This is a genomic window from Acidiphilium sp. 34-64-41 (genome assembly GCF_002282635.1).
Classification (GTDB): Bacteria; Pseudomonadota; Alphaproteobacteria; order Acetobacterales; family Acetobacteraceae; genus Acidiphilium; species Acidiphilium rubrum.
Map to the genome: position 1 here is coordinate 1 of NZ_NCJX01000143.1, position 4,765 is coordinate 4,765.

At 61.0% G+C, this 4,765-nt stretch carries 3 protein-coding genes and 1 pseudogene; 2 read left to right on the forward strand and 2 right to left on the reverse strand.

Annotated elements, in window-relative coordinates:
* Nucleotides 1-209 precede the first annotated feature (209 nt).
* Nucleotides 210-344 (forward strand): hypothetical protein, encoded by a 135-nt coding sequence (locus B7X49_RS18940; protein ID WP_408735587.1) that lies wholly within the window; start codon nucleotides 210-212, stop codon nucleotides 342-344.
* A 5-nt stretch (nucleotides 345-349) separates the two neighbouring features.
* Here the strand turns inward: B7X49_RS18940 and B7X49_RS18945 are convergent.
* A pseudogene (locus tag B7X49_RS18945) lies at nucleotides 350-580 on the reverse strand (hypothetical protein); the annotation flags it as partial.
* A gap of 366 nt (nucleotides 581-946) precedes the next feature.
* A complete protein-coding gene (locus tag B7X49_RS18100) occupies nucleotides 947-3,259 on the reverse strand; it encodes an adenosylcobalamin-dependent ribonucleoside-diphosphate reductase (RefSeq protein WP_286705322.1) in 2,313 nt (770 codons plus the stop codon).
* 712 nt (nucleotides 3,260-3,971) lie between these two features.
* Here B7X49_RS18100 and B7X49_RS18105 point away from each other — a divergent pair.
* Nucleotides 3,972-4,622: a Crp/Fnr family transcriptional regulator gene (locus tag B7X49_RS18105; protein ID WP_286840536.1), complete on the forward strand. Its 651-nt coding sequence runs from the start codon at nucleotides 3,972-3,974 to the stop codon at nucleotides 4,620-4,622.
* Nucleotides 4,623-4,765 lie beyond the last annotated feature (143 nt).

Here is a 4,765-nt window from a genome sequence, read left to right on the forward strand (position 1 = left end):
GCAAATCATGAACAGGAAGGAGAAAAACAACCGCTGACAGGCAGTGCCGCCCCGCGGGGCGGCACTGCCTGTCCAACCCCCGGAGGTGGGCCAATATTCATCAGCACAAGTGGGCCAGAATCCATTGTCACAGCCACATCGCGAAGCGTTCCATCAACCGTTCCCCTGGACGCCCTCCCGCGCTGTGCCCAATAAGCCGGACAAGTTCCATGACCCGGCAGGAGCGGCGCGCCAAAGGCGATGCGATTCCTGGCAAACGCTCGGTGAATATCTTTCGCAGGCAGGCCGGATTGCGGCACCGCCATCGCCTTGATCGCAGATTGATCATGACCGGAATGCCCTGAACCGGCAGATCCTGGGGACAGCGGAGATAGGAGCTGTGCCTGGAACCGGACAGAGCGCGGCAACCGGGACAGAAGGGAAGGCTTTGCGTTTTGGCCTCGACGACCCACCGATCGATGCCCCGTTTAACGCTGTAAACGTTGATCTTGTCACCTGGTGCCCACGATTTTTGCGTTTTCATCCCTACAATATGGGTGGTACCAACCTTGCCTATCCGGTTGCCACATCCAGCGCCCATATATAGCACCGAGAGGCGCCATTTCTCTCAAGTTGGCGCTACATGTGGCGCGACAAACAGGGTGAGAACCGTATTGTTTGTCGCGCGGCACTACATGTTGGGGCTGTGTGTGGCAACCGGATAGGAAAGGTACCAACGACCGCCGTCTCCGGAATTAGCGCAGATGGGGGCAAGCACCAAGAATGAGGCAGACCCTAAATCCAACAACATTATGCAACACAACTAACAACGACTATGCTGACGCCCCGATTTCGTCAGGCCCTTGTTCCCCGGCGCCCATCCCAGCCCCCCGAGGTCAGAAAACCCGCAACCAGTAGGCTACTTTTCTGTTCCGCTCAGCCGCACAGGTCAGGTAGCGGCACCTGCTCAGCTACATTTGGACCAGCCGCACTGGTGGCAGTTCAGGCAGCCGCCGTCCTTCGTAACCCCGGGTTGCTTGCATTGCGGGCAGATCATGCCCGGAGCGCCCGCAGGCGCCGCCAGATTGGCGACATGGGGCTGGTGGCCAATATGCCCGTCGGGCACCAGAAACCCGGTCTCGATCATATGCTGTTCGATGATCCCGCCGATCGCGGCGATCAACGATGGCACATAGCGCCCGCCGCTCCATTGCCCGCCGCGCGGGTCGAAAATATTCTTCAGCTCCTCCGCCACGAACGCCACTTCTCCGCCCCGGCGGAACACCGCCGAGATCATCCGGGTCAGCGCCACCACCCAGCTGAAATGCTCCATGTTCGCCGACGAGATAAACACCTCGAACGGCCGGCGCCGTCCATCTTCCTCAATGTCGTTGATGGTGATGTACATGGCATGCTCATTGTCGAGCCAGCGAAGCTTATAGGTGCATCCTACAAGTTTTCCAGGCCGTGGAAATGGCGAATGGTTCGGCACAACCGGAACCGCGGCCGCCGCCGCCACCGCCTCCGCATCGCTGGCCGGCTCGGGGGTAACCGAGAGGATGGAGCCGGTAATCGCGTTTGGCCGGTAGGTGGTGCAGCCCTTGCAGCCCTGGCGGTAGGCTTCGCGATACACTTCCTGAAACGTCTCGAACGGAATATCCGCCGGTACGTTCACGGTTTTTGAGATCGCACTGTCGACATGGCGCTGCAACGCGGCCTGCATGCGGATATGCTCCAGCGGTGTCAGCGTCTGCGCGGTCACGAAATAATCGGGCAGTTTCGCATCGGCGCCAAAATTCGCGCGATACAGCCGCACCGCATAATCCTCAACCAGCTCCTCGCGCTTTGAGCCATCGGGCTCGGTCACCTTGCGCACGAAACTATGCGCGAATACCGGCTCCACGCCGGACGAAACATTGTCGGCCAGCAGCGAGATCGTGCCGGTCGGCGCGATGGAAGTCAGCAGCGCGTTGCGGATGCCGTGCTCGCCAATCAACGCTCGCACCTCGGCGTCGAGTTCGCGCACGGTCTCGCCGGCCAGATACGCCCTCCGCTCATACAGAGGGAACGGCGCCTTCTCGGCCGCGAGCTTGGCCGAGGCGATATAAGCGGCGCGATTAACCGCGCGGGCCCAAAGCTCGGCCGCCTCAGCCGCTTCGGTTGTGCCATAGCGCAGGCCGACCATCATCAGCGCGTCGGCCAGCCCCGTCAGCCCCAGGCCGATCCGGCGTTTCGCCATGGCCTCCTGGTGCTGCGCCTCCAGCGGAAAACCCGAGGCGTCGATGGTGTTGTCCATCATCCGCACCGCAACGGCGACGAGACCGCTCAGCGCCTCCTCATCGAGACGCGCCGACGGGGTGAACGGCTCGCGCACCAGCGCCGCCAGATTGATCGAGCCCAGCAGACACGCGCCATAAGGCGGCAGCGGCTGCTCGGCGCAGGGGTTGGTGGAGTGAATCGTCTCGCAATAATAAAGGTTGTTGCGCTTGTTGATGCGGTCAATGAATAGCACGCCCGGCTCGGCGTAGTCATAGGTCGCGCGCATCACGCTCTCCCACAGCGCGCGGGCGCGCAGGGTGCGATAGGTGGTGCCGCCAAACACCAGCGGCCAGTCCGCATCGGCCTCCACAGCGGACATGAAGGCATCGGTGATCAGCACCGAGAGGTTGAAGTTGCGCAACCGCCCCGGCTCGCGCTTTGCAGCGATGAAAGCCTCGATATCAGGATGGTCGCAGCGCAGCGTCGCCATCATCGCGCCGCGCCGTGCCCCGGCGGACATGATAGTGCGGCACATCGCATCCCACACATCCATGAACGAGAGCGGGCCGGACGCATCGGCGTCGACGCCTTTCACCACCGCGCCTTTGGGCCGCAGCGTGGAGAAGTCATAGCCGATGCCTCCGCCCTGCTGCATGGTCAGCGCGGCCTCGCGCAGATGCGCGAAAATGGCGCCGAGATCGTCCTCGATATCGCCCATGACGAAGCAGTTGAACAACGTCACCCGCCGGTCGGTGCCGGCCCCTGCGATGATGCGGCCCGCCGGCAGGAATTTGAAATCCTCCAGCGCGGTATAAAACCGCTCCTCCCAGAGCGCCGGCTCCGCCTCCACGGCGGCAAGCGCCCGGGCGATGCGGCGCCAGCTATCCTCGATGCTGAGGTCCACGGGCGTTCCATCGGCGCGCTTCAGCCGGTACTTATCCGCCCAGATCTGGCGCGAAATCGAGGAGATGCGCTCAAGCGCGGGAGGCTGCATATGCGAGTGTCCGGCTACCATGTCCATCACATTGTCCTTTCTTTTATCCAAGCCGTCGGCGACGCTAAATCTTCGCATGGCCAGGGCAGGCCGGTACGAGCCGCAGGCAAGTGGGCCGGAATCTCTTCATGATCCGACTCCACGCGTCTGTGGCCATGATAATTTTAAGGGTGGATGGCATCAAACACAATATGTAGTGATTTCTTTAATCACAGCACACAAAATGTGCCGTCATCTTTGTTCAGGGGCGGCCTGTGCCTGAGAATCCGCCCGCTCGCCTACGCTCCTCCCGGGTGGGCAACTTCCTCCTTGGCGTGAAGCTGTGCGAGGATGCACAGTCGGCCCATTTTATTCTACTGGTTGCGGGTTTTCTGACCTCGGGGGGGGGGCTGGGATGGGCGCCGGGGCTCAGGCGAGTGGCGCGGGGCATTGCAGCCCCGCGCTCTCTCAGAACCGGACATGACACTCTCGCGTCATCCGGCTCCCATCATCCAGCCGTCGGTCCCAGAGTCCAGTGGGCGAATATGGTGGGGTAGCGCCGCTTGAGTGCGCTCATCGCGGTTCATCGAGGACGAATTCTTGTGCGCGGTTGATCTCGCTCAACGACCTCACCGACCGAATCCCGTATTGAACCATCGTGACTGGAGTGAAATCGTTATGGAAGGCTGTGATCACATCGGATTGCAACGCTGCGATGGGTCTATCTTTCGTGGACAATGGTAACCACGGTGGTTCATCCATGCTCCACGACGATCTTTCGGTCGAGATCGGCCGCAAGGTCGCTCGAATATCCACAAGGTGCCAATTCGAGCCCGGTGCGTTCCTCTTCCGGGCCGGCACGCCAGCGCAGGAAATCTACACGATCCATGAGGGTGTCGCTCAATCGCTGCTCCATCTCGCAGATGGGCGTCGCGCCATCGTCAATTTTGCATTTCCCGGTGATATAATCGGGTTTCCCGTTCCGGGTTGTCACACGGTATCGAGCCAGGCGATCACCAGGCTGACGGTGACCGGCCTACCGATCGAGGCACTGGAAGCGCTGTTCCGCCGGCATCCAACCATCCAGTGGCGTTTTCTCGGCAAACTCACCGATGAACTTCGCCTGGCACAGCGACGAGCCCTCGCGTTGACCAGATACGACGCCCGGCAGAAGATCGTGTTTTTTCTGGCGTGCCTTGATAGCCAGTCCTCGTTGCATGAGAGCGATGGCCTTGTCCGCATTCCGACGGACCGGATCGGCATTGCGGATCATCTTGGGCTCACCATCGAAACCGTGTGTCGCCTGCTCCAGCGGTTGCATCGAAACAATGTGATCACGCTCGAAGGCTATCATAGATTCCGCATCACCGATCGCGCCGCCTTCGACAACCTGATCCCTTGCTTCAAATGAGAATTGGATCCTGATTGACTAGTGCCGCGAGTCATTCATAATATCGGATAGAGGCGCTTGAGTTTGACGCGGGCGTCGTCGGCGGTGAACTGCCAATCGGCTTTGGCGTGTTTTTGGTTTCGAGAGACCTCCCAGGCGGCGAC

Coding starts and splice junctions, on each gene's coding strand:
- B7X49_RS18940 (WP_408735587.1), top strand. CDS start 210: ATGACCCGGCAGGAGCGGCGCGCCAAAGGCGATGCGATTCCTGGCAAA.
- B7X49_RS18100 (WP_286705322.1), bottom strand. CDS start 3,259: ATGGACATGGTAGCCGGACACTCGCATATGCAGCCTCCCGCGCTTGAG.
- B7X49_RS18105 (WP_286840536.1), top strand. CDS start 3,972: ATGCTCCACGACGATCTTTCGGTCGAGATCGGCCGCAAGGTCGCTCGA.